The following is a 22,374-nucleotide window of genomic DNA, read 5'->3' as shown; positions in this document are numbered from 1 at the left end:
CATGGTTCGACACGCGCCGTCGCGTGAGGGCGACGGCGCTCGCAGAGCATCAGCGATCAGAGATCGAGCACCAGGCGCGCCGGATCTTCCAGGCTCTCCTTGACGCGGACGAGGAAGGTGACGGCTTCCTTGCCGTCGATGACGCGGTGATCGTAGGACAGCGCCAGGTACATCATCGGGCGGACCTCGATCTTGCCGCCGACGACCATCGGCCGCTCCTGGATCTTGTGCATGCCGAGAATGCCGGACTGCGGCGCGTTGAGGATTGGGGTCGACATCAGCGAGCCGTAGATGCCGCCATTGGTGATGGTGAAGGTACCGCCCTGCATCTCGTCGATCTTGAGCTGGCCGTCACGGGCGCGGCGGCCGAAATCGGCGATGCCCTTCTCGATGTCGGCGATCGACTTGTGGTCGCAGTCACGCACCACGGGCACGACGAGGCCCTTGTCGGTGCCGACGGCGACGCCGATGTGATAGTAGTTCTTGTAGATCAGGTCGGTGCCGTCGATCTCGGCGTTGACGGCCGGGATGTCCTTCAGCGCCTGCACGACGGCCTTGGTGAAGAAGCCCATGAAGCCGAGCTTGCTGCCGTGCTTCTTCTCGAACGCGTCCTTGTAGTGCGCGCGCAGCGCCATGACGTTGGTCATGTCGACCTCGTTGAAGGTCGTGAGCATGGCCGCGGTGTTCTGCACGTCCTTGAGGCGGCGCGCGATGGTCTGGCGCAGCCGGGTCATCTTGACGCGCTCTTCGCGGGCGGCGTCATCGGCCGGCGACAGCGCGCGGACCTGAACGGCGGCGGCGGGCTGGTTGACCGGGGTCGGCGCGGAGGCCGCACGCTCGATCGCGGCGAGCATGTCGCCCTTGGTGACGCGGCCGTCCTTGCCGGAGCCCGGAACGGTCGAAGCGTCGATGCCGGTCTCGGCCGAGAGCTTGCGCACGGAGGGGGCGAGCGGGGCATCGGCCGGCGGCGCCTTCGCGGCCGGAGCCGGTGCGGCAGCAGCCGCCGCGGCGGCCGGAGCAGCAGCGGGCTTGGCGGGAGCAGCGGCCGGCTTGGCCGCGCCGGTGGCGCCTTCGGTGATCTGGCCGAGCAGCGCGCCCACGGCAACGGTCGCGCCGTCAGCGGCGATGATCTCGCTCAGCGTGCCGGCGGAGGGCGCCGGGACTTCGATGGTGACCTTGTCGGTCTCGAGCTCCACCAAGGGCTCGTCAACGGCGACGGGGTCGCCGGCCTTCTTGAACCAGCGGCCGATGGTGGCCTCGGTGACGGATTCGCCGAGCGTCGGCACACGAATTTCAGTCATGGTCTTTTCCTTAAGGGATCGCCAATGCGGTCATGAATTCCAATTGTCACGGCCAGCGAAAAGCAGGCCATCCAGCAAGCCGGGACGTTCGCATTCACGAGGACGCCATGGCATGCCGGATGCCCCGCTTTTGGCGGGGCATGACGCAGTTCAAAAAGTTCAGCTCAGTGCTTCGTCCAGGAACGCCTTCAGCTGAGCCTGATGCTTGGACATCAGACCCGTGGCGGTCGCGGCGGAAGCGGCGCGGCCGACATAACGCGGACGCCGGCTCACACCGTTCACCTGGTTCAGCACCCACTCCAGATAGGGCTCGATGAAGTGCCAGGCGCCCATGTTGCGGGGCTCTTCCTGGCACCACACCACTTCGGCCTTCTTGAAGCGCGACAGCTCGGCCACCAGCGCCTTCAGCGGCACCGGATAGAGCTGCTCGACGCGCATCAGGTAGATGTCGTCGATGCCGCGCTTCTCGCGCTCCTCGTAGAGGTCGTAATAGACCTTGCCGGAGCAGAGCACGATGCGGCGGATCTTCTCGTCCGGAACGAGCTTGATGGCATCGGTCGGCAGCATCTGGGCGTCGTCGTACAGGATGCGGTGGAAGGTCGTTCCCTTCGCAAGCTCCTCGAGACGCGACACCGCCCGCTTGTGACGCAGCAGCGACTTCGGCGTCATCAGGATCAGGGGTTTACGGATCTCGCGATGCAGCTGCCGGCGCAGCACGTGGAAGTAGTTCGCCGGCGTGGTCGGGTAGACCACCTGCATGTTGTCTTCCGCGCACATCTGCAAGTAACGCTCGAGGCGCGCCGAGGAGTGCTCCGGTCCCTGCCCTTCATAGCCGTGCGGCAAGAGGCAGACGAGGCCGGACATGCGCAGCCATTTGCGCTCGCCCGAGGAGATGAACTGGTCGAACACGACCTGCGCGCCGTTGGCGAAGTCGCCGAACTGCGCTTCCCACAGGGTCAGCGTGTTCGGCTCGGCGAGCGAATAGCCATATTCGAAGCCGAGCACGGCTTCTTCCGACAGCAGCGAGTTGATGACCTCGTAATGGCCCTGCTCGTGGCCGAGATGGTTGAACGGCGTGTAGCGGCTCTCGTCTTCCTGGTCGATCAGGACCGAGTGGCGCTGCGAGAACGTGCCGCGCTCGGAATCCTGGCCGGACAGCCGGACGTGATGGTTCTCGTTGAGCAGCGAGCAGAACGCCAGCGCTTCGCCGGTCGCCCAGTCGATGCCGGCGCCGCTGTCGATCGCCTTGGAGCGGTTCTCCAGGAAGCGCTGGATGGTGCGGTGGACGCGGAAACCATCCGGCACCTTGGTGATCTTGCGGCCGATATCCTTCAGCGCGGTGATGTCGACGCCGGTGACGCCGCGGCGGGCGTCCTCTTCCTGGTCGGCGATCTTGAAGCCCGCCCACTTGCCGTCGAGCCAGTCGGCCTTGTTCGGCTTGTAGGAGGTGCCGGCCTCGAACTCGGCATCGAGCCGCGCGCGCCAGTCGGCCTTGGCCTTGTCGACCTCGCCCTCGGTCATCACGCCTTCGCTGATGAGGCGGCGGGCGTAGAGCTCGAGCGTGGACGGATGCGCCGCGATCTTCTTGTACATCACCGGCTGGGTGAACGCCGGCTCGTCGCCCTCGTTATGGCCATGCCTGCGGTAGCAGAACATGTCGATGACGACGGGCTTGTGGAACTTCTGCCGGAATTCGGTCGCGACCTTGGCCGCGAACACCACGGCTTCCGGATCGTCGCCGTTCACGTGGAAGATCGGCGCGTCGATCATCTTCGCCACATCCGACGGATAGGGCGAGGAACGCGAGTAACGCGGATAGGTGGTGAAGCCGATCTGGTTGTTGACGATGAAGTGCACGGAGCCGCCGGTGCGGTAGCCCTTCAGGTCCGACAGACCGAAGCATTCCGCGACCACGCCCTGGCCGGCGAACGCGGCGTCGCCGTGCATCAGCAGCGGCATGACGGAGATGCGCATATCCGGCGGATCGCCGTGCTGGTCCTGCTTGGCGCGGACCTTGCCGAGCACGACGGGATCGACGATCTCGAGATGCGAGGGATTGGCGGTCAGCGACAGATGGATGCGGTTGCCGTCGAACTCGCGGTCCGAGGAGGCGCCGAGGTGATACTTGACGTCGCCGGAGCCTTCGACCGCGTCAGGGTTGGCCGAGCCGCCCTTGAACTCGTGGAACAGCGCGCGGTGGGCCTTGCCCATCACCTGGGTCAGCACGTTGAGGCGGCCGCGATGCGGCATGCCCAGCACGATTTCCTTCACGCCGAGATTGCCGCCGCGCTTGATGATCTGCTCGAGCGCGGGGATCAGGGATTCAGCACCGTCGAGACCAAAACGCTTGGTGCCGGTGAACTTGGTGTCGCAGAATTTTTCAAAGCCCTCGGCTTCGACCAGCTTGGTCAGGATGGCTCTGCGGCCTTCGCGGGTAAAGGAGATTTCCTTATCCGGTCCCTCGATGCGCTCCTGGATCCAGGCCTTCTGCGCGGCATTGCTGATATGCATGAACTCGACGCCGAGCGTCTGGCAGTAGGTGCGCTCGCAGATCGCGGTGATCTCGCGCAGCGTGCCGTATTCGAGACCGAGCACGTGATCGAGGAAGATCTTGCGGTCAAAATCGGCCTCGCTGAAGCCGTAGGTGCGCGGGTCGAGCTCTTCGCGGTTGCGCGGCGCCTCGATGCCGAGCGGATCGAGCTTGGCGTGGAAGTGGCCGCGCATGCGGTAGGAGCGGATCAGCATCAAGGCGCGGACCGAGTCGCGCGTCGCCTGGAGCAGATCGGCGGAGGAGATATCGGCGCCCTTGGCCTGCGCCTTGGCGGCGATCTTGCCGCCGACCGCCTTCTCGACCTCGGCCCAGTTGCCGTCGAGGGCGGAGGTCAGGTCGTCCTGCGGCGTCAGCGGCCAGTTGGCGCGCTCCCAGGACGGGCCCTCGGCGTTCCTGCGGACGTCGTCCGGCTGGTCCTTCAGGCTCTTAAAGAACTCCTGCCACTCGGCGTCGACCGAGGACGGGTCCTTCTCGTAGCGGGCGTAGATTTCGTCGATGTAGGTGGCGTTGGTGCCCTGCAAAAAAGATGAGAGGGCAAAGGCTGCGTTCGCGTCTTGGCGAGACATACTTGAGTTCCTGGCGATTTCGGTTCGCGCATAACAAACGGCGCTGGCGCTGGGCTCCCCGGCAGAGGCCCAGCGCGATTGGCACCATTTACCCTATTTGCTGCGAAACTTCGCCCGGAAAAGTACGAAGAAGTGAATTAGCCTTTCAACTTTTCGGCAAGCGTGTGCCCGAGGCGAGCGGGAGACGGCGACACTGTAATCCCAGCCGATTTCATCGCGTCGGTCTTGGAACCGGCGTCGCCCTTGCCGCCCGAAATGATCGCGCCGGCATGACCCATGCGGCGGCCGGGAGGGGCGGTGACGCCGGCGATGAAGCCGACCATCGGCTTCTTGCGGCCGCGCTTGGCCTCGTCCTTGAGGAACTGGGCGGCGTCCTCCTCGGCGGAACCGCCGATCTCGCCGATCATGATGATCGATTCCGTCTTGGGGTCGGCGAGCAGCATTTCCAGCACGTCGATGAACTCGGTTCCCTTGACCGGGTCGCCGCCGATGCCGACCGCGGTGGTCTGGCCGAGGCCTTCCTGCGAGGTCTGGAACACGGCTTCATAGGTCAGCGTGCCGGAGCGGGAGACGATGCCGACGCTGCCGGTCTTGAAGATGTTGGCCGGCATGATGCCGATCTTGCATTCGCCGGCGGTCATGACGCCCGGGCAGTTCGGCCCGATCAGGCGGGACTTGGAACCGGCCAGCGAGCGCTTCACGCGGACCATGTCGATGACCGGAATGCCTTCCGTGATGCAGACGATCAGCGGGATCTCGGCGTCGATGGCTTCGCAGATCGCATCGGCCGCGCCCGGCGGCGGCACGTAGATCACCGACGCGTCCGCGCCGGTCTTCTCACGCGCGTCGCGCACGGTGTCGAACACCGGCAGGCCCAGATGCGTCGAGCCGCCTTTGCCCGGCGAAGTGCCGCCGACCATCTTGGTGCCGTAGGCAATCGCGGCCTCCGAATGGAAGGTGCCGTTCTTGCCGGTGAAGCCCTGGCAGATGACCTTGGTGTTCTTGTCGATCAGGATGGACATGAGGTCTGCTTTCGCGAAACTAACGAGTGAGAGGTCAGTGGATGCGGCGGTAGACGCCGGTGAGCACGTCAGCCCAGCCTTCCGCGTCCGGCGAGAACTGGATCTTCAACGAGTAGGAATTGTCGTCGATGATCTCGTAGACGTGGCGCGCATTGCCGCGGAGCGAGCCGCGCACCAGCGTCAGGGTCTTGCCGACCCACCCGCCGGAGGCGGGCGAAGGCGGCGTGTAGCCGAGCGAGTCGTACCAGAACAATTTGTAGGTCCGGTCCTCGCGGTCGAAGGTGAAGATGCCGTGGGTGGCGAAGATCTGCTTGCCGTCGCGCATCTGGACCGAGTCCTGGATCAGGTAGAACCCGTTGAGATCCATGCGCGCGACGGTGTGCGAGGTGGCCGGCCCGCCCGCCGTCCAGCGCGACGGGAAGACCACCTCTTCGCCATCCCATTCGCCGGCGAACGCGGCGAGACGCGCGTGCTCTGCAAGCGGAGATGATGCGGCGAGATGGTCCTGGGCCATGGCGTTAGCCTCCCTTGACGGCCTTCACGATCTTCTGCGCGGCGTCGTCGAGATTGTCGGCCGGCACCACGTTCAGACCGGATTCAAGGATGATCTTCTTGCCGAGCTCGACATTGGTGCCTTCGAGGCGAACCACCAGCGGCACGCTGAGGCCGACCTCGCGCACGGCGGCCGTGACGCCCTCGGCGATCACGTCGCACTTCATGATGCCGCCGAAGATGTTGACCAGGATGCCTTTCACGTTGGGATCGGCGGTGATGATCTTGAACGCGGCCGCGACCTTCTCCTTGCTGGCGCTGCCGCCGACGTCGAGGAAGTTCGCCGGCGCCATGCCGTAGAGCTTGATGATGTCCATCGTCGCCATCGCGAGACCGGCGCCGTTGACCATGCAGCCGATGTTGCCGTCGAGGGTGACGTAGTTGAGGTCGTACTTGGACGCCTCGATTTCCTTGGCGTCTTCCTCGGTCTCGTCGCGCAGCGCGAGCACCTCGGGATGACGGAACAGCGCGTTGTCGTCGAACGACACCTTGGCGTCGAGCACGCGGAGCTGACCCTGCTTGGTCACGACCAGCGGGTTGATCTCCAGCATCGACATGTCCTTGGCGACGAATGCCGCGTAGAGCTGCGCGGTGAGCTTCTCGGCCTGCTTGGCGAGATCGCCCGAGAGCTTCAGCGCGTTGGCGACGGTGCGGCCGTGATGGCCCATGATGCCGGTCGCGGGATCGACCGAGAAGGTGACGATCTTTTCGGGCGTGTTGTGCGCGACGTCCTCGATGTTGACGCCGCCTTCGGTCGATACGACGAACGAGACGCGCGAAGTCTCGCGGTCGACCAGCAGCGAGAGATAGAACTCCTTGTCGATGTCGGAGCCGTCCTCGATGTAGAGGCGGTTGACCTGCTTGCCGGCAGGGCCGGTCTGGATCGTCACGAGCGTCGCGCCGAGCATCTGCTTGGCGAATTCGGAGACCTCGGCGGCCGACTTGGCGATGCGGACACCGCCCTTGTCGCCGGCGGAGGCTTCCTTGAACTTGCCCTTGCCGCGGCCACCGGCATGGATCTGGCTCTTCACCACATAGACCGGACCAAGTAGCGCCTTGGCGGCGGCCTCCGCGTCTGCGGCTTTAAGGACCGGCACGCCCTTGGAGATTGGAACGCCGAACTCGCCCAGCAGCGCTTTGGCCTGATATTCATGGATATTCATATGGTCGCTCCCTGAATCCGCGGGCGGTGACCTCGTAGGCCCACCTCAGTCTTGTGGCTGGCATACCATATACCACAGGAACTGCAACCCGGATTCTTTGACATCGAGATCTTTGGACTGCTGAGCCGGAACCCGCCAGGCCTTCAACAAGAGTTGCTGCCGGGCCCCAGAAGTGAAACCGCCGAAGACCGGTTTTCCGATCTTCGGCGGGATTTGTTTGCGCCTTAGCGGCCGAGAAGATCGGGGGCGATCTTCTTGCAGGCGTCGACCAGGCCCTGCACCGCGCCGACCGACTTGTCGAAGGCCTCGCGGTCCTTGCCGGCGAGCTCGATCTCGACGACGCGCTCGACACCCTTGGAGCCGATCACGACGGGCACGCCGACATACATGTCCTTCACGCCGTATTCGCCGTTGAGGTAGGCGGCGCTGGGCAGCACGCGCTTCTTGTCACGCAGATAGCTCTCGGCCATCGCGATCGCGGAAGCGGCCGGGGCGTAGAAGGCCGAGCCGGTCTTGAGCAAATTGACGATCTCGGCGCCGCCGTTGCGGGTGCGGTCGACGATCTCGTCGAGGCGCGCCTGCGAGGTCCAGCCCATCTTGACGAGGTCAGGCAGCGGGATGCCGGCGACGGTGGAGTACTTCACCAGCGGCACCATGGTGTCGCCGTGGCCGCCGAGCACGAAGGCGGTGACGTCTTCAACGGAGACGTTGAATTCGTCGGCCAGGAAGTAGCGGAAGCGCGCCGAGTCCAGCACGCCGGCCATGCCAACGACCTTCTTGTGCGGCAGGCCCGAGGCCTTCTGGAGCGCCCACACCATGGCGTCGAGCGGGTTGGTGATGCAGATGACGAAGGCGTCGGGGGCATACTTCTTGATGCCGGCGCCGACCTGCTCCATGACCTTGAGGTTGATGGAGAGGAGATCGTCGCGGCTCATGCCGGGCTTGCGCGGGACGCCGGCGGTGACGATGCAGACCTTGGCGTTGTCGAGCGCCTCGTAGGAGTTCGCGCCGGTGTAGTGGGCGTCGAAGCCGTCGACCGGGGAGGACTGCGCAATGTCGAGCGCCTTGCCCTGCGGCACGCCCTCGGCGATGTCGAACATCACGACGTCGCCCAGTTCTTTCAGGCCGATGAGGTGAGCCAGCGTTCCGCCGATCTGACCGGAGCCAATCAAAGCAATCTTGTCGCGCGCCATGTGAACCTGTCCTTTAGACACGTAAGGAGGGGAAAACTGACAGGGTGGTTATCCCTTTCGCTTCGCCCGTTCAAGTCGGTGGATGCCCAATTGTCGGGCTTGCCGAGATCGCAGCCAGCATACCCCCGTCCGTCATTCCGGGATGCGCCGACAGGCGCAGGCCCGGAATCCATCGGGCTGCAGAGTTGGTGGCGCGATGGATTCCGGGCTCGCGACTTTGTCGCGCCCCGGAATGACGGCGGAGAAAATGGTGAAATAGGACTTAAGTCTCCACCAGGCCCTTGGTGGAGCCGCTGGCGGTGGAATCCTTGCGGCCGTGAGGCAGCGCCAGATAGGATTCCGAGCTCATTTCGATCAGCCGCGAGGCGGTCCGCTTGAACTCGTTGGCCTCGTTGCCCTCATCGGCGAGGTACAGCGAGATCGGGTTGGCGTCGGCCGAGGCCATCAGCTTCACGGCATTGTCATAGAGCGTATCGATCAGCGTGATGAAGCGCTTGGCGGCGTTGCGCTGGGAGAAGTCCATCACTGGAATATGGTCGACCAGGATGGTGTGATAGTCGTGCGCGAGCCTGAGGTAATCCGATGCGCCGAGCGGCTTCTCGCAGAGATCGGCGAACGAGAACCGCGCCACGCCATGGGCCGAGCACGGCACGTGCAGGATGCGGCCCTTGATCAAAATATCGCGCGACTTGCATTTGGCGCTGCCGCTCATCCGCGACCAGGCGCGGTCGAGGGCTGCGTCCGCATCGCCATCCGCCGGCGTCAGCCACATCGGCACGCCCTGAAGCTTCTCCAGCCGGAAGTCGGTGCGCGCATCGAGCCGCGCCACGTCCATGTGGTCGGTGATCTGCTTGATGAAGGGCAGGAACAGCGATCGATTCAAGCCGCCCTTGTAGAGATCCTCGGGCGCGACGTTGGAGGTTGCGACCACCACGGTGCCGAGCTCGAACAGCTTTGCGAACAGGCGGCCGAGGATCATCGCGTCCGCGATGTCGGTGACGTGGAATTCGTCGAAGCAGAGCAGCCAGCTCTCCTCGAAGATCGCGTTCGCGGTCAGCGCGATGACGTCGCCGTCGGCGATCTCGCCGCGCGCGATGCTCTGGCGATAGTCGTAGATGCGCTCGTGCACATCGGCCATGAATTCGTGGAAATGCGCGCGGTGCTTGTGCTCGACCGAGGAGTGCTGGAAGAACAGGTCCATCAGCATGGTCTTGCCGCGGCCGACCTCGCCATGGATGTAGAGCCCGTGCGGCGCCTCGTCCTTGTCACTGCTGAACAGACGGCTGAGCAGGCCCTGCTTGCGCTGCGGCTTGTAGCTGCCGAGCCGCTGGTCGAGCGCCGCATAGGCTTCGGCGACTTCGGCCTGCGCGGCATCGGGCTCGATCGCGCCGTCGGCGATCTGGGCCTGATAGGCCTCGCGGAATGGGGAACTGGGGGTCGAGAGCATGGCTCTTTACCGCCAGAGACCGACGGAAATTGCAAGCCGTGAATTGGTGTCAGGGGTATGCGAATTTCCTCACTCTCCCCGCAGGCGGGGAGAGGTGAAGACCTACTCACACAGCTCGTAGGCGTCCTCGACCACATACGGTCCGCCGCCGGTCGATGCACGGGACGAGAACAAGACAAAACGTTCGGCCATGAACGCCTTGCTCGGGAAGTAGCCGCGCAGCGACAGATAGTCGGCGACGTCACGGTCGGTGGCGTCGTGCAGTCGCGCCAGCGTGACGTGCGGGATGAACTTGCGTCCCTCCGGATTAAGGCCGATCCGCTGCATCATCCGCTCGAGCTCGGCCTGCAATTCGATCAGCGGCTTGCTCGGCGCGATGGTGGCGACCACCGCGCGCGGCTTGCGGCCGCCGAAGCTCGTCAGCCCCTGCACCTTCACCTCGAACGGTTTGCGGTTGACGCGAAACAGCATCGAGGCGATCTCGTTGGCGGAGACGCCGTCGATATCGCCGATGAAGCGCAAGGTGACGTGATAATTTTCGGGATCGATCCAGCGGGCGCCGGGAAGGCCGCCCCTCAAGTTGGAAAGCGTCTGGCCGATCTCGGCCGGGATTTCCAGACCAGTGAACAAACGCGGCATCGTTTCGCACTCCCGATGCTTGGGTACGGTCCCTTGAAGCAGGACCTTATCCAAATTAGAGCCGGCGACGAATCACCGGTACCCTGATTCCTATCGCAGTTGTGTGACTCTGCGAAGCATCGCGCGGGCCACCCCGGGAAAACCCTGGGAATTAGGGTTAGCGTTGCCTGCTTTTCAACGGCGTTGCTCGCTTATGTTGCGCAGGAATGCCTCCACCGTGGGCATCATGTTGCCGACGATGATGTCGACGCCCGCCGCGGTCGGATGGATGCCGTCGGCCTGGTTGAGCTTGGCGTCGGCCGCAACGCCGTCGAGAAAGAACGGATAGAGCGGCACGTCGAATTGTTTCGCAAGATCCGGATAAATCGAATTGAATCGGGCGGCGTAGTCGGCGCCGTAATTCGGCGGCGCCAGCATGCCGCACAGCATCACCGGAATCCTGCGCGCCTTCAGCCGCTGGACGATGTCGGTCAGCGCGGTGCGCGTCAGGCCGGGATCGATGCCGCGCAGCGCGTCGTTGGCGCCGAGCTCGACGATCACCCCCTCGGTTCCCTCAGGGACCGACCAGTCGAGCCGGTCGCGGCCGCCGGAGGCGGTGTCGCCGGACACCCCGGCATTGGTCATGTCAACCTCTATGCCTTTGGCCTGCAAGGATTTTTGAAGTTTCGTGGGGAATGCCTCCTGGGCCGGGAGGCCGAGGCCCGCGCTTAGGGAATCGCCGAGGACCACCAGCTTGATCGGTTTGGCGGCCGGCTGGGCCTGTGCCGACGCATTTGTCGCAATTGTCATCACGGCGAGCACCAACACGGCTATGTGCATGAACAATCCGTAACGCCTCTCGACCGCGCTATCGGAGTTGCCATATGACCGGACCATGGACACTCGCATCGAATCCTCTTCGCTCGCCGGCACCACGCCGGACACCATCGCTATCTCCAACGTCAATCTCTCATTGGGTACGGGCGCGGCACGCGTTCACATCCTCAAGGATATCAGCTTGCGGGTCGCCTCGGGCGAGACGATTGGCCTGATCGGCCCGTCAGGCTCGGGCAAATCCACGCTGCTGATGGTGATGGCGGGGCTGGAGCGTCCTGATAGCGGAGAGGTGGTGGTGAACGGCACGCCTTTCAATGCCCTCGACGAGGACGCGCTCGCCCGCTTCCGCGGCCGCCAGGTCGGCATCGTCTTCCAGTCCTTCCATCTGATCCCGACCATGACGGCGCTGGAGAACGTCGCCGTGCCGCTCGAGCTTGCCGGCAATCCCGACGCCTCGAAACGCGCGGCGCAGGAGCTGCAATCGGTCGGGCTCGGCGACCGCCTGCATCATTATCCGACGCAGCTTTCCGGCGGCGAGCAGCAGCGCGTCGCGCTCGCGCGCGCGCTGGCGCCCGATCCCGCGATCCTCGTCGCCGACGAGCCGACCGGCAATCTTGACGAGGCAACCGGCAAACAAATCGTCGACCTGCTCTTCACCAAGCATGCCGAGCGCGGCATGACCCTGGTGCTGGTCACGCACGATTCCTCGCTCGCGCATCGCTGCGATCGCGTCATCCGCCTGCGCTCCGGGCGCATCGACACGCAGTCTGCGCCGGCATGAGCGCCGCGGCCCAACCGTTCGTGCGCCCCAACGCCGCCGCGTTGTCGCTCCGCTACGCCTTACGCGAATTGCGCGGGGGCCTGCGCGGCTTCTACGTCTTCATCGCCTGCATCGCGCTCGGCGTGATGGCGATTGCCGGCGTCGGCTCGGTGTCGGCGAGCCTCTCCGACGGTCTCGCCCGCGAAGGCCGCACGCTGCTCGGCGGCGACGTCTCCTTCGTGCTGTTCCAGCGCGAGGCCAAGTCCGAGGAAGTCGCCTTCCTGCGTTCGCGCGGCACCGTCTCGACCGCCGCGACCCTGCGCGGCATGGCGCGCTCGGCCGACGGCCAGCTCGCGCTGGTCGAGATGAAGGCGGTCGACGACACCTATCCGATGCTCGGCCAATTGACGCTGGCGCCACAGCTGCCGATGTCCGACATCCTTGCGGAGCGTGACGGCGCGTTCGGCGCGGCTGCCGATCCGACGCTGCTGGCGCGGCTCTCGCTCAAGACCGGCGACCGCGTCACCATCGGCTCGGCCACCTTCCAGATCCGCAGCACGGTCGAAGCCGAGCCCGACAAGCTCGCCGGCGGCATCGGCTTCGGCCCGCGCTTCCTGATCAGCGAGGCGGGCCTGCGGGCCACCGGCCTGATCCAGCCCGGCAGCCTGGTGCGCTGGGTCTACCGGGTGAAGCTGCCCGATACCGCCAACAACGAGCGCGCCACCGACGCCTTCATCGCCGATGCGCGCAACGCCGCGCCGCAGGCCGGCTGGGAAGTCCGCAGCCGCTCCAACGCCTCGCCGCAGCTCGAGCGCAACATCAGCCGCTTCACGCAGTTCCTGACGCTGGTCGGCCTCGCCGCGCTGCTGGTCGGCGGCGTCGGCGTCGCCAACGCGGTGAAGAGCCATATCGACCGGAAGCTCGAGGTGATCGCGGCCTTCAAGGCCGTCGGCGCCACGGGCCGCGACGTGTTCGGCATCTATCTCGCCCAGGTCATCCTGCTGGCCGCGATCGGGTCCGTGATCGGGCTCGCGCTCGGCGCCGCCATGCCCTTCGCCATCGTCGGGCTGTTCGGCAAGCTGCTGCCGCTGCCGGTGGTGCCGGCCGTGCATGCCGACGAGCTCGCGCTGTCCTTCGTCTACGGCCTCTTGACCGCGCTCGCCTTCGGCCTGTGGCCGCTCGGACGGGTGCACGACGTGCCGGTCGCCGCACTGTTCCGCGACACCATCAGCTCCGAATGGCACCGGCCGCGCTGGAGCTATCTCGTGTTCATGGGCGTCGTGATCGCCCTGCTCGTCGCGGTCGTGATCGGCCTGTCCTTCGACAAGCGCATCGCGGCGGTGTTCGTGGCCTCCTCGGTCGTCGTGTTCGCGCTGCTGCGCGGCATCGCCGCCCTGCTGATGACGATCGCGCGGCGGATGCCGCGGACGCGGCTGCCGATGCTGCGGCTCGCGATCGCCAACATCCACCGGCCGGGCGCGCTGACGCCCTCGGTCGTGCTGTCGCTCGGCCTCGGGCTCGCCGTGCTCGTCACCATCACCCAGATCGACGGCAATCTGCGCCGGCAGTTCCTCGCGGCCCTGCCGGACCAGGCGCCGTCGTTCTTCTTCATCGACATTCCGAGCACGCAGGCCGCGCAGTTCGACGGCTATCTGCGCCAGATCGCGCCCGGCGCCAAGGTCGAGGACGTGCCGATGCTGCGCGGGCGCATCGTCGCCGCACGCGGCGTCCGCGCCGAAGAGCTCAAGCCGACGACCGATTCCGAGTGGGTGCTGCAAAGCGACCGCGGCCTCACCTATACCGGCGAGCTGCCGAAGGGCTCCAAGGTGGTCGAGGGCGAGTGGTGGAGCGCCGACTATTCCGGCCCGCCGCTGGTCTCGATGGAGAAGAAGATCGCCGACGGGCTCGGCCTCAAGCTCGGCGACGAGGTCGTGGTCAACGTGCTCGGCCGCGACATCCCGGCGAAGATCAGCAATCTGCGCAACATCGACTGGCAAGGCCTCGGCATCAATTTCGTCCTGGTGTTCTCGCCGAACGCCTTCAAGGGCGCGCCGCATACCCATATCGCGACGCTGACGGAAGCCGGCAGCAATGCCGAAGGCGACGGCAGGATCATCAAGCAGGTGGCCGACACCTACCCGATGGTGACGAGCGTGCGCGTGCGCGAGGTGATGGAGACGGTCGGCTCGGTCGTGACCAATCTTGCGCTGGCGATCCGCGGCGCGAGCGCCGTGACCCTGATCTCGGCGATCCTGGTGCTTGGCGGGGCGCTCGCGGCCGGCCATCGCCACCGGGTCTACGATGCGGTGATCCTGAAGACGCTGGGCGCGACGCGGCTGCGGCTGCTCGGCGCCTATGCGCTCGAATACCTCCTGATCGGGCTTGCAACCGCGGTCTTCGGCGTGATCGCCGGCAGCATCGCCGCCTGGATGATCGTGACGCGGCTGATGACGCTCAGCTTCGTCTGGCAGGCCGGCAGCGCGGCCGGCGTGGTCGTGGCCGCCCTGGTCGTCACTGTCGGGCTCGGGCTCGCCGGCACGCTCCTGGCGTTGAACAAAAAGCCCGCCACGGTGTTGCGGAATTTGTGACAAAAGGTAGCGGGCCGCCGCGCGGGTGCGGAAACGCACGATTCTTGCGATTAACCACGTCCGCTCGCCAGGATTGCCGGCGAGGGCGACATTCGGCCGCGCGTGGACGGTTGCAGCGAATGTGTTAGTTTCCCACATATCCAATGGGTTCGGACCCCCGATTGTTAGCCAAAATTTAGTCGGCAGACATCGGTATCCGAGATAGAGTTTGACGAACCGGCGGCATGGCGACCCTCATGCCGGACCGGCCAACCAACGGGAATTCGACCATGTCGGACCTAGACCGTAACTACGCTTCTCCTTTCGGCAGGGCCGCCGGGCGTGTTGACGCCGCGACGGTCGATGCCGGCCTGCGCGCCTACATGCTGCGCATCTACAACTACATGAGCATTGGCCTCGCCATCACGGGCCTTGCCGCACTCGGCGTCTACATGGCCGCCGTGACCGACGTTCCGACCCCGGAAGCCGTCCGCGTCGGCAAGCTGTTCCTGACGCCGTTCGGCTATGCGATGTTCGTCAGCCCCCTGAAGTGGCTGTTCATGCTCGCGCCGCTCGCCATGGTGTTCGTGATCTCGGCAGGCATCAACCGTCTGGCGCCTTCGACCGCCCAGATCCTGTTCTGGGTGTTCTCGGCGCTGATGGGCATCTCGCTGTCGTCGATCTTCCTGGTGTTCACGCACACCTCGATTGTGCGGGTGTTCTTCATCACCGCGGCGACCTTCGGTGCGCTCAGCCTCTACGGCTACACCACCAAGCGTGATCTGACCGGGATGGGCTCGTTCCTGTTCATGGGCCTGATCGGCATCATCATCGCGAGCCTGGTGAACCTGTTCCTGGCCAGCTCGATGCTGCAGTTCATCGTGTCGGTGGTCGGCGTGCTGGTGTTCGCGGGCCTCACCGCCTGGGATACCCAGCGGCTGAAGAACGACTACATCTACGGCTACGCTGCGGCCGGCGGTGACATCGCAGAGCGTGCGGCCATCACCGGCGCGCTGTCGCTGTACCTGAACTTCATCAACCTGTTCACGCTGCTCCTGCAGCTCCTCGGCCAGCGCGATTAAGCGATCGACCAGAGAGAACGACATGAGCCCCGGCCGCAAGGCCGGGGTTTTTGTTTGGGCCGGGTGCCACCACGAACACCGTCATTGCGAGCGCAGCGAAGCAATCCAGAGCGCCTCCGCGGATGCATTTCTGGATTGCTTCGCCGCAAGGGCTCCTCGCAATGACGGAGTATATGGAAACGATGTTGCCTCTTCCGGCCGCCGCGGGAAGGCTCTAATCTTTACCCATGTCCGCACCTGAAATCAGGCCCACCCTTGAGGCCGACCTCCCCGCCATCACCGCCATCTACCAGCAGGCCGTCCGCGAGGGCACGGCGACGTTCGAGCTGGAGCCGCCGGATCTTGCCGAGATGACGCGGCGCTACCGCGCGCTGGTCGACGGCGGCTATCCCTATTTCGTCGCCATCCTCGACGGCCGCGTTGCCGGCTACGCCTATGCCGGCGCCTACCGGCCGCGGCCAGCCTATCGCTTCACGGTCGAGAATTCGATCTATCTCGACCCCTCCTTCCACCGCCGCGGCGTCGGCTCGTTGCTGCTGGAGCGGCTGATCGCCGAGTGCGAGGCGCGCGGCTTCCGCCAGATGATCGCGGTGATCGGCGATTCCGCCAATGCCGGCTCGATCGGCGTGCACACCAAGGGCGGCTTCAGGATGATCGGCACGCATCCCAATGTCGGGCTGAAATTCGGCCGCTGGCTCGACACGGTGATGATGCAGCGCGAGCTCGGCGAGGGCGCCAGCACGGTGCCGGGGAAGTAAGCGCCTCACGTCATTCCGGGGCGCGCATAGCGCGAACCCGGAATCCAGAAGTTTCAAGCGAGCGATGCGGATCGAGATTCTCAGGCGCGCAACCGCGCGCCGGAGTTCGCGACTTCGTCGCGCCCCGGAATGACGACCGAAGGTCGTCACACCACGGCCAGCTTGCGATCGATCACCAGCAGCACGCGCTCGAGCTCGTGGCCGCGGCGCAGGATCAGGCCGGTCGCCGAGATCACGCTGTACATGCCCTGCTTGCGCGCGAGGCGCGGGTCCTTCTCGATGCGATAGATCGGCACTTCCGAGGCGCGGCGATAGACCGAGAACACCGCACGGTCCTTCAGGAAGTCGATGGCATAGTCGCGCCACTCGCCGTCGGCGACCATGCGGCCGTAGAGATTGAGAATTCGGCGCAGCTCGAGCCGGTTGAAGGTCACCTGGTTCGGCTGCGCATTCGCAGCGGGGGGACGCGCCGCCGCGCGCTGCTCGCTCGGATCGGCATCCTCCGACGTCAGACTCATGGAGCGCCTCCTGATCGCACGGCATGATCGCGTCCGCGAAAACCGTCCCCGGAACCGCGGATCATGACAATCGCATGATTGCGCCAACCGTTCCCCACCGCAAGGGGCTCTCGAGGGCTGTTTGAAGAGCTCTCGGTGCAACCCATTGAACCGGGGGCGAATCGGAACACACGCAACGGTGGAACTCTGTCGCGACGAACCGTCACGGGATCGTTAGCAGGAATCATAGTATCGCCGCTTTTCCGCCCAGCGCCTGCCGCCCTGCACTGCGAAAAGAGCTGTGTGCGTTGACCCGGTCCTTTCGGTTCCGGATTCCTCAGCCCCCAGCCCCCCGGGGTCGACGGGATCGGGTCTGTACGCGCGACAAGGAGGGCCAACGCGAGTTGGTCCTTTTTTGTTTGTGTCGGGATGTTTCTTCCCCCGCTGTCATTCCGGGACGCGCGAAGCGCGGGCCCGGAATCCATCAATCCAAGGTTCCCAGTTGAGAAATGGATTCCGGGCTCGCGCCAAAGAGGCGCGCCCCGGAATGACGAGGGACAAGATTTTTCCGACACGATCTTGCGTACGCTCTCTCCCCTCATCCTTCGCGCGGCGTCCCGAAGGATCGAGGCCCGAGCGGCATCAGCGGGGCCTTTCATGGTTCTCGCGGCGATGCGCAGCATCGTCCGCCGCGCGCGCAAGGGGCGCGCTCCTCACCATGAGGAGATAGAGCCAGACCGCGCATCAGGAAGAATGCGAAGCGTGCGCTTCAGTGCAGCGACGTGTATGCCGCGCCCAGCATCGGGCCGGGTTTCTCGCGGCTGCCGTCCTGGACATAGACCACCGCGCCATCGACGCCGTCGCGCGTGAGGTTCTCGATCGGCACCGTCCAGCTTTCCGGACGACCGTTCCAGTCGCCGACCTTGAGCAGGTTGCGCACCACGTTGTGATAGGTGATCTGCTGTCCGCGATTTTCGCCTTTGGCGATCGCGATCGGCACTGACTTCGCAATCGAGCAGATCCAGACTTCGCCGTGCGAGATCGCCGGCTCCTTGCTCGCGGCCACCGACACGTTGATCTGCTTGCCCGAGAGCGACATCGTCACCGGCACGCTCATCACGCCCATGCCTTTGTCGGTCTTGCCGATCGCACTCTCGATGCCGGCACGATCACTGCCGACGACATGCGTCGAGCCGTTCACCACGACCTGCGGGGTGTAGACCTCGCGGTCGCCGCGCATGCGCGAATAAGCGCGCTGCCGCGCCGAGAAGCGCGAATCCGCCAGCGTGTCCTTCCAGCCGAGATAATCCCAATAATCGATCGGCATGCTCAGCGCGATGATCGAGGGATCGCTGGAGAGATCGCCGATGATCTTGTCGGCGGGCGGGCAGGAGGAGCAGCCCTGCGAGGTGAAGAGCTCAACCACGGCGCGGGGATCAGCCTCAGCGGGACGGATGACGGCGACGATCGCACAGATGCCGAGTGCTCCCGACCAGAAGGCACCGGACCAACGTGAAATCAGATGAGAAGCCGTCATTGCTGTCATGTCGAACGCCGCACACCGTTGCTCGTGGGAAGGGAAATCTTATCGCCTGATGGTCACCGTAGTCTTACGGGCACGGCACATTCGACCGTCCAGGGCGGAGTTTCCGCCGGGCGGGCCCATCCGAAGCATGCCGCAAACGCGCGAAGGCGGCCTTGTGATAGGCCGCCTTCGTTTAACCTTCTACTCACTTCGCAGTGAGCCACCGTTCACAAATCCGCGCTTAAGCCGCGAGCTTGCGCAGCACGTAGTGCAGGATGCCGCCGTTCCGGTAGTAGTCGAGCTCGTCCAGCGTATCGATGCGGCAAAGCAGCGAAACGCGCTGCAACGAACCGTCGCCGGAGACGATCTCCGCGGTCAGCTTCTGGCGCGGCTTCAGATCGCCGACGAGACCACGCAGCGTGACCTTCTCGTCGCCCTTCAGGCCGAGCGACGACCAGGAGGTGCCTTCCTCGAAGGTCAGCGGCAGCACGCCCATACCGACAAGATTGGAGCGATGGATGCGCTCGAAGCTCTGGCAGATCACCGCGCGCACGCCGAGCAGGCGCGTGCCCTTCGCAGCCCAGTCGCGCGAGGAGCCGTTGCCGTATTCGGCGCCGGCGAACACCACCAGCGGCACCTGCTCCTGCTGGTACTTCATCGCGGCGTCGTAGATCGACATCTGCTCGCCGTCGGGCCAGTGCTTGGTGAGGCCGCCTTCCGGGATGTTGCCGTCGGCGCCCTTGAGCATGAAGTTCTTGATGCGGATGTTGGCGAAGGTGCCGCGCATCATCACTTCATGGTTGCCGCGCCGCGTGCCGTACTGGTTGAAGTCGGCGGGACGCACCTGGTGCTCGCTGAGATACTTGCCCGCGGGCGAGGTGAGCTTGATCGAACCGGCCGGCGAGATGTGGTCGGTGGTGATCTTGTCGCCGAACATGGCGAGGATGCGCGCCTCGACGATGTCGGTGACCGGCTCCGGCTCCTTCTTCATGCCTTCGAAGTAGGGCGGGTTCTGCACGTAGGTCGAGCTCATGTTCCAGCGATAGGTCTCGCTCTCGACGGTCTTGATCTTGCGCCAGTTGGTGTCGCCCTTGAACACGTCGGCATACTTCTTCTTGAAGATCGACGCGGTCACGAACTTCTTCATGAAGGCGTTGATCTCCTTCGACGTCGGCCAGATGTCCTTGAGGTACACCGGCTTGCCGTCCTTGCCTTCACCGAGCGGCTCGACGGCGAGGTTCTTGGTCACGCTACCCGCGAGCGCGTGAGCGACGACCAGCGGCGGCGAGGCCAGATAGTTCGCCTGCACGTCCGGCGAGACGCGGCCTTCGAAGTTGCGGTTACCGGAGAGCACGGCGGCGGCAACGATGCCGTTGTCGTTGATCGACTTCGAGATCTCCTCCGGCAGCGGACCGGAATTGCCAATGCAGGTGGTGCAGCCGAAGCCGACCAGGTTGAAGCCGACCTTGTCGAGATCGGCCTGAAGGCCGGAATCGGCGAGATAGGCCGCGACCACCTGGCTGCCCGGGGCAAGCGAGGTCTTCACCCACGGCTTGGCCTTGAGGCCCTTCGCCGCGGCATTGCGGGCCAGGAGCCCGGCGCCGATCAGCACGCTCGGGTTCGAGGTGTTGGTGCAGGAGGTGATCGCGGCGATCACGACGTCGCCATGGCCGATCTCGTACTTCTTGCCTTCGACGGCAAAGCGCTTCGCCGGCTCTTCGGTCTTCTTGTACTCATTGGCGAGTGCGAGCGAGAAGCCTTCGGCGACCGACGGCAGCGCGATGCGGCCTTCGGGACGCTTCGGACCGGCCATCGACGGCACGACGTCGGCGAGGTCGAGCGTCAGCGTTTCCGTGAACACCGGATCGGCCGACTTGGCGGTGCGGAACAGCCCCTGCGCCTTGGCATAGGCCTGCACCAGCGCAACGCGCGGTGCGGCGCGGCCGGAGGTCTTGAGGTAGTCGATCGCGGCAGCGTCGACCGGGAAGAAGCCGCAGGTCGCGCCATATTCGGGCGCCATGTTGGCGATGGTCGCCTTGTCGGCGACGGAGAGATTGTCGAGGCCGGGGCCGAAGAACTCGACGAACTTGCCGACGACGCCGAGCTTGCGCAGCATCTGTGTCACGGTCAGCACGAGGTCGGTCGCGGTGACGCCTTCCTTCATCGCGCCCTTCAGCTTGAAGCCGACGACGTTAGGCAGCAGCATCGACAGCGGCTGGCCGAGCATGCAGGCTTCCGCCTCGATGCCGCCGACGCCCCAGCCGAGCACGGCGAGACCGTTGACCATCGTGGTGTGGGAATCGGTGCCGACCAGCGAGTCGGGATAGGCGACCTCGAAGGTGCCGGTCTTCTTGCCGACCGTCATCTTCTCCTTCTTGGTCCAGACCGTCTGGGAGAGATATTCGAGATTGACCTGGTGGCAGATGCCGGTGCCGGGCGGCACGACGGAGAAGTTCGAGAACGCCGCCTGGCCCCACTTCAGGAACTCGTAGCGCTCCTGGTTCTGCTTGTATTCCTCGGTGACGTTCTTGGCGAAGGCCTTGTTGTCGCCGAAGAAGTTCACGATCACGGAATGGTCGATGACGAGATCGACCGGCACCAGCGGGTTGATCTTCTCGGCGTCGCCGCCGAGCTTCTGCATCGCGTTGCGCATCGCGGCGAGATCGACCACCGCGGGCACGCCGGTGAAGTCCTGCATCAGCACGCGCGCCGGGCGGAACGCGATCTCGTGCTCCAGCGACTTCTTGCGCAGCCATTTGGACACCGCGACGATGTCCGCCTTCTTGACCGAGCGGCCGTCCTCATTGCGCAGGAGGTTCTCGAGCAGGACCTTCATCGAATAGGGGAGTTTCGAAATTCCCTTCAGACCATTCTTCTCGGCCGTGGGCAGGCTGTAATAGACATAGGTCTTGGCGCCGACCTTGAGGGTCTTTTTGCATTTGAAGCTGTCGAGCGAGGTCATGTAGGAAATCCCAATTGTTAGTTATACCCGGCAAGGGGTATTTTAACACCGTCAGCGAATCCGGCTGGGTCGCTTGCAGGGGCAGGTTGAGTTGCTGCATCAAGTAGTTCCGGGCTTATAGAAGCTTTCTAACCGCGCCGCCACAGCCACAAACGTGCCGCAGCAATCCGCGAGCCAAAAATTCCCATGCGCTACCCCAAGTTTTCCTGATGCCTGGTTTGAACGGGTTGATACGAGGCAAGATGCAGCTTTCCGGACGTGGGGTGATCTGTGTGCGGGGCGGCCGCGAGGTGTTTGCCGGGCTCGATTTCGAGGCCGTCTCCGGCGAGGCCGTGGCGGTCGTCGGCCGCAACGGGTCGGGCAAGACCTCGCTGCTGCGGCTGATCGCGGGGCTGCTCATTCCGGCTGGCGGGACGATCGCGCTCGATGGCGGCGATGCCGAGCTGACATTGCCTGAGCAATGCCACTATCTCGGCCATCGCGACGCCCTGAAGCCGGCGCTGAGCGTGGCGGAAAATCTGTCATTCTGGGCCGATTTTCTGGGCGGCGAGCGACTTGATGCCCATGAGAGCCTCGCCACGGTCGGGCTCGACCACGCCACCCACCTGCCGGCAGCTTTTCTGTCGGCCGGCCAGCGCCGCCGGCTCTCGCTGGCCCGGCTGCTGACGGTGCGCCGCCCGATCTGGCTCCTGGACGAGCCGACCACGGCGCTGGACGTCGCCGGCCAGGACATGTTCGGCGGCCTGATGCGCGACCATCTCGCCCGCGGCGGCCTGATCATCGCGGCGACCCACATGGCGCTGGGGATCGAATCACGCGAGCTGCGGATCGGGGGTGTGGCATGATTCCGACCGACCCTCAGCTTTTCGAGCGGCAAAGCTCCGCTCTACCCGTTCCCTCCCCCCCTGTGGGGGAGGGGCAGGGAGGGGGGTGCCACACAGGGACCCTCTCGATCTACCGAAGTCCTTCCCTG

General features: G+C 65.0%; 17 protein-coding genes. 5 read left to right on the top strand and 12 right to left on the bottom strand.

Features of this window, described 5'->3' with window-relative positions:
- Window positions 1-56: 56 nt before the first annotated feature.
- From odhB to AAFG50_RS00960, 9 genes are all read right to left on the bottom strand, one after another.
- Window positions 57-1,301: a 2-oxoglutarate dehydrogenase complex dihydrolipoyllysine-residue succinyltransferase gene (odhB, locus tag AAFG50_RS01000; protein ID WP_028174865.1), complete on the bottom strand. Its 1,245-nt coding sequence runs from the start codon at window positions 1,299-1,301 to the stop codon at window positions 57-59.
- Window positions 1,302-1,460: 159 nt separating this feature from the next.
- A complete protein-coding gene (locus tag AAFG50_RS00995) occupies window positions 1,461-4,418 on the bottom strand; it encodes a 2-oxoglutarate dehydrogenase E1 component (protein WP_011083284.1) in 2,958 nt (985 codons plus the stop codon).
- 137 nt (window positions 4,419-4,555) lie between these two features.
- On the bottom strand, window positions 4,556-5,440 hold the full coding sequence (gene sucD, locus AAFG50_RS00990) for a succinate--CoA ligase subunit alpha (RefSeq protein ID WP_011083285.1): 885 nt from the start codon (window positions 5,438-5,440) through the stop codon (window positions 4,556-4,558).
- 34 nt (window positions 5,441-5,474) lie between these two features.
- Entirely contained in the window at window positions 5,475-5,954 is a 480-nt protein-coding gene (locus AAFG50_RS00985; protein WP_011083286.1) for a DUF1579 domain-containing protein, read from the bottom strand.
- 4 nt (window positions 5,955-5,958) lie between these two features.
- The gene (gene sucC, locus AAFG50_RS00980) at window positions 5,959-7,155 is read right to left on the bottom strand and encodes an ADP-forming succinate--CoA ligase subunit beta (RefSeq protein ID WP_028174866.1); all 1,197 of its coding nucleotides are present in this window, start codon (window positions 7,153-7,155) and stop codon (window positions 5,959-5,961) included.
- Window positions 7,156-7,379: 224 nt separating this feature from the next.
- Window positions 7,380-8,348, bottom strand: coding sequence for a malate dehydrogenase (gene mdh / locus AAFG50_RS00975; RefSeq protein ID WP_008145224.1), 969 nt, complete (start codon window positions 8,346-8,348; stop codon window positions 7,380-7,382).
- A gap of 262 nt (window positions 8,349-8,610) precedes the next feature.
- The gene (zapE, locus tag AAFG50_RS00970) at window positions 8,611-9,795 is read right to left on the bottom strand and encodes a cell division protein ZapE (protein WP_028174867.1); all 1,185 of its coding nucleotides are present in this window, start codon (window positions 9,793-9,795) and stop codon (window positions 8,611-8,613) included.
- Window positions 9,796-9,897: 102 nt separating this feature from the next.
- Window positions 9,898-10,434 carry an RNA 2',3'-cyclic phosphodiesterase gene (gene thpR / locus AAFG50_RS00965; RefSeq protein WP_011083289.1) on the bottom strand — a complete coding sequence of 179 codons (537 nt, stop codon included), beginning with the start codon at window positions 10,432-10,434 and terminating at the stop codon, window positions 9,898-9,900.
- A 174-nt stretch (window positions 10,435-10,608) separates the two neighbouring features.
- Window positions 10,609-11,253 carry an arylesterase gene (locus AAFG50_RS00960; protein WP_028174868.1) on the bottom strand — a complete coding sequence of 215 codons (645 nt, stop codon included), beginning with the start codon at window positions 11,251-11,253 and terminating at the stop codon, window positions 10,609-10,611.
- Window positions 11,254-11,308: 55 nt separating this feature from the next.
- On the opposite strand from AAFG50_RS00960, the gene AAFG50_RS00955 reads away from it, so the two are divergent.
- The 4 genes from AAFG50_RS00955 to AAFG50_RS00940 all read left to right on the top strand — a co-directional run bounded on the left by AAFG50_RS00955 (window position 11,309) and on the right by AAFG50_RS00940 (window position 16,417).
- Window positions 11,309-12,031, top strand: coding sequence for an ABC transporter ATP-binding protein (locus AAFG50_RS00955; RefSeq protein WP_028174869.1), 723 nt, complete (start codon window positions 11,309-11,311; stop codon window positions 12,029-12,031).
- Window positions 12,028-14,598: an FtsX-like permease family protein gene (locus AAFG50_RS00950; protein WP_028174870.1), complete on the top strand. Its 2,571-nt coding sequence runs from the start codon at window positions 12,028-12,030 to the stop codon at window positions 14,596-14,598. The genes AAFG50_RS00955 and AAFG50_RS00950 overlap by 4 nt, the downstream gene beginning before the upstream one ends.
- A gap of 269 nt (window positions 14,599-14,867) precedes the next feature.
- On the top strand, window positions 14,868-15,659 hold the full coding sequence (locus AAFG50_RS00945; protein WP_028174871.1) for a Bax inhibitor-1/YccA family protein: 792 nt from the start codon (window positions 14,868-14,870) through the stop codon (window positions 15,657-15,659).
- A gap of 227 nt (window positions 15,660-15,886) precedes the next feature.
- Complete coding sequence (locus tag AAFG50_RS00940; RefSeq protein WP_028174872.1) at window positions 15,887-16,417, top strand: GNAT family N-acetyltransferase; 531 nt, start codon at window positions 15,887-15,889, stop codon at window positions 16,415-16,417.
- A 146-nt stretch (window positions 16,418-16,563) separates the two neighbouring features.
- Here the strand turns inward: AAFG50_RS00940 and AAFG50_RS00935 are convergent, their stop codons facing one another.
- From AAFG50_RS00935 to acnA, 3 genes are all read right to left on the bottom strand, one after another.
- Entirely contained in the window at window positions 16,564-16,935 is a 372-nt protein-coding gene (locus AAFG50_RS00935) for a DUF2794 domain-containing protein (RefSeq protein ID WP_011083295.1), read from the bottom strand.
- Between the two features lie 748 nt (window positions 16,936-17,683).
- On the bottom strand, window positions 17,684-18,460 hold the full coding sequence (locus AAFG50_RS00930) for a DUF1223 domain-containing protein (protein WP_011083296.1): 777 nt from the start codon (window positions 18,458-18,460) through the stop codon (window positions 17,684-17,686).
- Window positions 18,461-18,680: 220 nt separating this feature from the next.
- Window positions 18,681-21,401, bottom strand: coding sequence for an aconitate hydratase AcnA (acnA, locus tag AAFG50_RS00925; protein ID WP_028174873.1), 2,721 nt, complete (start codon window positions 21,399-21,401; stop codon window positions 18,681-18,683).
- A gap of 242 nt (window positions 21,402-21,643) precedes the next feature.
- Between acnA and ccmA the strand changes: the two genes are divergently transcribed.
- Window positions 21,644-22,246, top strand: a complete 603-nt coding sequence (gene ccmA / locus AAFG50_RS00920) for a heme ABC exporter ATP-binding protein CcmA (RefSeq protein ID WP_028174874.1) — start codon at window positions 21,644-21,646, stop codon at window positions 22,244-22,246.
- The last annotated feature ends 128 nt before the right edge of the window (window positions 22,247-22,374 follow it).

The organism is Bradyrhizobium sp. B039 (assembly GCF_038965675.1).
GTDB lineage: Bacteria > Pseudomonadota > Alphaproteobacteria > Rhizobiales > Xanthobacteraceae > Bradyrhizobium > Bradyrhizobium diazoefficiens.
This window is presented reverse-complemented; position numbering and strand designations above follow the sequence as displayed.